Here is a 5,534-nt window from a genome sequence, read left to right as displayed (position 1 = left end):
CCGGGCACGACGTTCTCGCCGTCGACCTCGACCACCGCGTCCCGGGGGGCGCGCAGCGCGGTGTGCAGGACCGCCCGGTCCTCGGTGGTGTTGATGTTCTCGCCGCGGAACATCGCGTCCCGCAGCCCGAACACATCGGTGGCGGCGGCCAGTTCCTGGAGGAGGGCGAGGGTCTCGTCGGTGACGAGGTGCTTGGAGTAGTCGATCCGCAGATCGCCGACCTGCACCACGTAGCGCTCCGCGCGCCCCGGGTCGGACGCGAACAGCTCACGCAGGTGCGTGCCCGGCTGCCACTCGGCGCGGTGGTCGGCCAGCGCGACCCACTGCGGGCGCCGGGTGAGCCTGGGGGAGTCAGACATGGGCAGGGGTCTCCTTGGTGACTTCGCCGCGCAGGGCGACGGCGTACATCTCGTCGGCGTCGAGGCGGCGAAGCTCCTCGGCGATGAGTTCGGAGGTGGGGCGGACCTTGAGCGCGAGGGTGCGCGGCGGCTGGCCCGGCAGGGACAGCGTGGCCAGCGGGCCCTCGGGCCGGTCGATGACGATCTCGCCGCCCGCGACGCCGAGCCGCACCGCAGTGACCACCGGGCCCGGGGTGACCACCCGGTTCACGCCGACCTTCAGCCGGGCCTCCAGCCAGCGGGCGAGCAGTTCGGCGCTGGGGTTGTCGGCCTCGCTCTCCACGGTCGCCGAGGCGATCTCCGCCCGCGCCTGGTCCAGGGCCGCGGCCAGCATCGAACGCCAGGGCGTCAGCCGGGTCCAGGCGAGGTCGGTGTCGCCGGGCGCGTACGACTTCGCCCGCGCCTCCAGCGCCTTCAGGGGCTGGTCGACGGCGTACATGTCGGTGATGCGGCGCTGGGCGAGCGCACCCAGCGGGTCCTTGGCGGGCACGTCGGGCGCGTCCACCGGCCACCACACCACGACCGGCGCGTCCGGCAGCAGCAGCGGCAGCACCACCGAGTCGGCGTGGTCGGACACCTCGCCGTAGGTGCGCAGCACGACCGTCTCGCCGGTGCCCGCGTCCGCGCCCACCCGCACCTCGGCGTCCAGGCGGGAGGCGGTGCGGTCGCGCGGGGTACGGGCGTGCCGCTTGATGACGACCAGGGTCCGCGAGGGGTGCTCGTGCGAGGCCTCCTCGGCGGCCTTGATCGAGTCGTAGGCGTTCTCCTCGTCGGTGACGATCACCATCGTCAGGACCATGCCCACGGCGGGTGTGCCGATGGCGTGGCGGCCCTGCACCAACGCCTTGTTGATCTTGCTTGCCGTGGTGTCGGTCAGGTCGATCTTCATGGCCTGCGCCAGCTCCGTCCGTCTCGTGCGAGCATCTCGTCGGCTTCCTCGGGTCCCCAGCTGCCCGACGGGTACTGGGCCGGCCGGCCGTGCGCCGCCCAGTACTCCTCGATCGGGTCGAGGATCTTCCAGGACTCTTCCACTTCCTGGTGACGGGGGAACAGATTGGCGTCGCCGAGCAGCACGTCCAGGATGAGCCGCTCGTACGCCTCCGGGCTGGACTCCGTGAACGACTCGCCGTACGCGAAGTCCATCGTCACGTCCCGGATCTCCATCGAGGTACCCGGGACCTTCGAGCCGAACCGCACCGTCATGCCCTCGTCGGGCTGGACCCGGATGACGATCGCGTTCTGGCCGAGTTCCTCGGTGGCGGTGGAGTCGAACGGGGAGTGCGGGGCGCGCTTGAACACCACCGCGATCTCCGTCACCCGGCGGCCCAGCCGCTTGCCGGTACGCAGATAGAACGGCACGCCCGCCCAACGGCGGTTGTCGATCTCCAGCTTGACCGCCGCGTAGGTGTCGGTCGTCGACCCGGGGTCGATGCCCTCCTCCTGGAGATAGCCGGGCACCTTCTCGCCGCCCTGCCAGCTCTGCGCGTACTGCCCCCGGACGGTGTGCGCGTCCAGGTCCGCCGGCAGCCGCACCGACTTCAGCACCTTGAGCTTCTCGGTGAGCAGCGACTCGGCGTCGAAGGCGATGGGCTCCTCCATCGCGGTCAGCGCCATCAGCTGGAGCAGATGGTTCTGGATGACGTCACGGGCCGAGCCGATGCCGTCGTAGTAGCCCGCCCGGCCGCCGATGCCGATGTCCTCCGCCATGGTGATCTGCACATGGTCGACGTACGACCGGTTCCAGATCGGCTCGTACATCTGGTTGGGGAAACGCAGCGCCAGAATGTTCTGGACGGTCTCCTTGCCGAGGTAGTGGTCGATGCGGAACACCTGTTCCGGGTCGAACACGTCGTGCACGACCCGGTTGAGCTCGCGGGCGCTGGCCAGGTCGTGGCCGAACGGCTTCTCGATGACCGCGCGCCGCCAGGCGCCCTTCGGCGCGTTCGCCAGGCCGTGCTTCTTCAGCTGCCGGACGACCTTCGGGAAGAACTTGGGCGGTACGGAGAGATAGAAGGCGAAGTTGCCGCCGGTGCCCCGGGAGGCGTCCAGCTCCTCGACGGCCTCCCGCAGTTGCTTGAAGGCGGTGTCGTCGTCGAAGTCGCCGGGCACGAACCGCATGCCCTCGGCGAGCTGCTGCCAGACCTCCTCGCGGAACTCCGTACGGGAGTGCTCGCGCACCGCGTCGTGCACGACCTGCGCGAAGTCCTGGTCCTCCCAGTCACGGCGGGCGAAGCCGACGAGCGAGAAACCCGGCGGCAGCAGACCGCGGTTGGCCAGGTCGTAGATGGCCGGCATCAGCTTCTTGCGGGACAGGTCGCCGGTGACACCGAAGATGACGAGGCCGGAGGGCCCGGCGATCCGCGGGAGGCGGCGGTCGCGGCCGTCCCGCAGCGGGTTCACCCACTCCGACGCCGGCATGACCGGGACGTGCACCTCCTCCGGTGCCGGCATGACCGGGACCTGCGCCTGCTCCGGCGCCGTCCCCTGGTCGGGCTTGCTGGTCATCGTGCGTCAACTCCCTTGCTGTTCAGTGACTTCGTCACGGCGTCCAGCAGTTCCTGCCAGGCCGCCCGGAACTTGGCGACGCCCTCGTCCTCCAGCTGCGCGACCACCTCGTCGTAGGAGATCCCGAGCCCCTCGACGGCGGCGAGGTCGGCGCGGGCCCGGTCGTAGCCGCCGGTCACCGTGTCGCCGTGGATGTCGCCGTGGTCGGCGGTGGCGTCGAGCGTGGTCTGCGGCATGGTGTTGACCGTGCCGGGCGCGACCAGTTCGTCCACGTACAGCGTGTCCTTGTACGCCGGGTCCTTCACCCCGGTGGAGGCCCACAGCGGGCGCTGCCGGTTGGCGCCCGCGGCCGTCAGGGCGCCGAAGCGCTCGCCGCCGAAGACGCCCTCGTACGCCTCGTAGGCGAGCCGCGCGTTGGCCAGCGCGGCCCTCCCCTTCAGCGCCAGGGCCCCGGCCGTGCCGAGCACCGTCAGCCGCTTGTCGATCTCGCTGTCGACGCGGGAGACGAAGAACGAGGCGACCGAGTGGATCGCGGACAGGTCCAGGCCGCGCGTCCGTGCCTTCTCCAGGCCCGCGAGATAGGCGTCCATGACCTCGCGGTAGCGCTCCAGGGAGAAGATCAGCGTGACGTTGACGCTGATGCCCAGGCCGAGGACCTCGGTGATCGCGGGGAGGCCCGCCTTCGTCGCCGGGATCTTGATCATGACGTTGGGGCGGTCCACCAGCCAGGCCAGCTGCCGGGCCTCGGCGACGGTGGCCCGCGTGTCGTGGGCGAGCCGGGGGTCGACCTCGATGGAGACCCGGCCGTCACGGCCGCCGGTCGCCTCGTACACCGGGCGCAGGATGTCGGCGGCCGACCGTACGTCCGCGGTCGTCATCATCCGTACGGCCTCGTCCACCGTGACGCCCCGCACCGCCAGCTCGGCGAGCTGCTCCTGGTAGCCCTCGCCGGAGCCGATGGCGGCCTGGAAGATCGAGGGGTTGGTGGTCACGCCCACCACGTGCTTCTTCTCGACGAGTCCGGCGAGGTTGCCGGAGGTGATCCGACTGCGTGAGAGGTCGTCCAGCCAGATCGAGACGCCTTCGTCGGCGAGGCGCTCAAGTGCTCCCGCGGTCGCGGTCGCTTCATTCACTCTGATCATCTTCTTTCCTGCCGTCGGATCAACCGCGCGCGGTGCCCGGGGATTCCCGGGTCTTCGCGGTGGCGTTGTCGGGGTGAGGCCGGGGGCGGCGAAGCGAGTCCGGGTGCCGGCGCGGGCGCCCGGATGTCGAGGGAGGTGATGCGTCCTGCGTCCTCTGTGAACCGGTACCACGTCGGACCGATCCCGCCCTCGATTGCGACGCGGGCCCGCACGGACGGCGGAAGGACACGCTCGCGGCAGGCGCGTGACCGCTCCTCGGACCACTGCGCGCACGGCCTCGGCACCCCCGGGTACCGACCCTCTCGGCCTCCAGCGTCTCGCGGGCGGCGACGCCCGGCCAACCGCGACGGGCCGGCCCGGGCGGTGTGCGCCGCCTGTCGTGCCGGGGGCGGGACGCTGGCGGGCGCAGCCGGGTCCGCTTCGGGTCCGCGGGATCGTGGGTCATCACCTTTTGAAAGATCGAGCGCCGTCTGCTACCTGACGTGTTCAATCTTAAAAGTATGACTTTTGTGAGGGAAGGCGGGGTGCGTCAGCTTGCGGTGAACGCGGAACGGCGGCGGTGCGGCCGAGAAGGGGCGGGAACCGCGAAAACGCCCTGACCAGGCGATGTCAGGGCGTCGAAGCCGACGCGCAGAGTGCGCCGGCCTTCACCCGGGCGGGCACGTCGGAGAGTCCGACGGCGATGCGGGTGCGTGGTCGGGCGCGGCCGGGCGGAGTGGGTCCCGGGCGCGACCGTCCATCTGTTGCTGCGAGGTGCCTCAGGCGGCCCGGGGGCGCGGTGTGCGCGGGGTGCGGGGTGCGCGCCGCGCGGGGCGCGGGGTCCTGGCGGGGGCTGGTGCGTCCTCGGGCGGGAAGGCCTCGGGGAAGGCCTCGGCCGCCCCGAAATCCGGGGCCTGGAAGGGGTCCGTCGTCGGCGGCGGCAGTGCTTCGGCGGAGCGGCGGGGCTGCCCTTCCAGGGCCGAGAACAGCGAGGTCACGTCGATGGGAGATCTCCGTTTCGGTGCGGGCCGCTGAGCAGGCCCGGTATGTCGCGACCGGCACCGTCCGCCTCCTCGGGTGGACGCTGCCTGTCGCGACGACAGGCTCTAGAGCTTTGTCATCTTGGCGTACGGGCTCAGGATCCGCATCTGCGCGGAGCCGAAGTCCACGAGGGCCGCGATGCCGTCCTCGATGCCGATCACCCGGCCGAGTCCGTATATGTCGTGCGTGACCTTGTCGCCCACCGCGAAGTGCTTCGGCGGCGGGGGGACCGGGGCCTTGAAGGGGCTGGTGGGCAAACGACGCTTCGGTGCAGCAGGCTTTGTCATCGTCCCCAGTATGCGCCTTCGCGCCGTCCCTTCGCTGCGGCCGTCCGATTCGTTGCCGAACCGAACCGGGAACGGAACGCTCGCCGGGGGAGGGGAACGTTCCGGAGCGGGGCGCCCCGGGGTGGCGCGCACGCCGACGGCGCCGGGCTCGGGACCCGGCTGGTGCGGGTCGAGTCGCCCGG

General features: G+C 71.3%; 6 protein-coding genes and 1 pseudogene. All 7 read right to left on the bottom strand.

All coding sequences use genetic code 11. The features are described 5' to 3' along the window. On the bottom strand, positions 1 to 359 hold a 359-nt coding region (locus tag ABT085_RS43275), incomplete at its 3' end, for a phosphoglucose isomerase-related protein (RefSeq protein WP_502982967.1). After that, positions 352 to 1,287, bottom strand: a complete 936-nt coding sequence (gene opcA, locus ABT085_RS43270; protein WP_351621775.1) for a glucose-6-phosphate dehydrogenase assembly protein OpcA — start codon at positions 1,285 to 1,287, stop codon at positions 352 to 354. The genes ABT085_RS43275 and opcA, both read right to left, overlap by 8 nt. Beyond that, positions 1,284 to 2,849 carry a glucose-6-phosphate dehydrogenase gene (zwf, locus tag ABT085_RS43265; protein WP_351621778.1) on the bottom strand — a complete coding sequence of 522 codons (1,566 nt, stop codon included), beginning with the start codon at positions 2,847 to 2,849 and terminating at the stop codon, positions 1,284 to 1,286. Before zwf ends, opcA begins: the two co-directional genes overlap by 4 nt. 50 nt (positions 2,850 to 2,899) lie before the next feature. Further along, a complete protein-coding gene (gene tal, locus ABT085_RS43260; RefSeq protein ID WP_351621772.1) occupies positions 2,900 to 4,045 on the bottom strand; it encodes a transaldolase in 1,146 nt (381 codons plus the stop codon). 19 nt (positions 4,046 to 4,064) lie between these two features. Next, a pseudogene (locus ABT085_RS43255) lies at positions 4,065 to 4,376 on the bottom strand (transketolase-like TK C-terminal-containing protein); the annotation flags it as partial. A 427-nt stretch (positions 4,377 to 4,803) separates the two neighbouring features. After that, a complete protein-coding gene (locus tag ABT085_RS43250; RefSeq protein WP_351621769.1) occupies positions 4,804 to 5,022 on the bottom strand; it encodes a hypothetical protein in 219 nt (72 codons plus the stop codon). Positions 5,023 to 5,130: 108 nt separating this feature from the next. After that, entirely contained in the window at positions 5,131 to 5,352 is a 222-nt protein-coding gene (locus ABT085_RS43245; protein ID WP_351621766.1) for a hypothetical protein, read from the bottom strand. Positions 5,353 to 5,534: the final 182 nt, after the last annotated feature.

The organism is Streptomyces sp. NPDC002265 (assembly GCF_040296125.1).
Taxonomy (GTDB): Bacteria; Actinomycetota; Actinomycetes; order Streptomycetales; family Streptomycetaceae; genus Streptomyces.
This window is presented reverse-complemented; position numbering and strand designations above follow the sequence as displayed.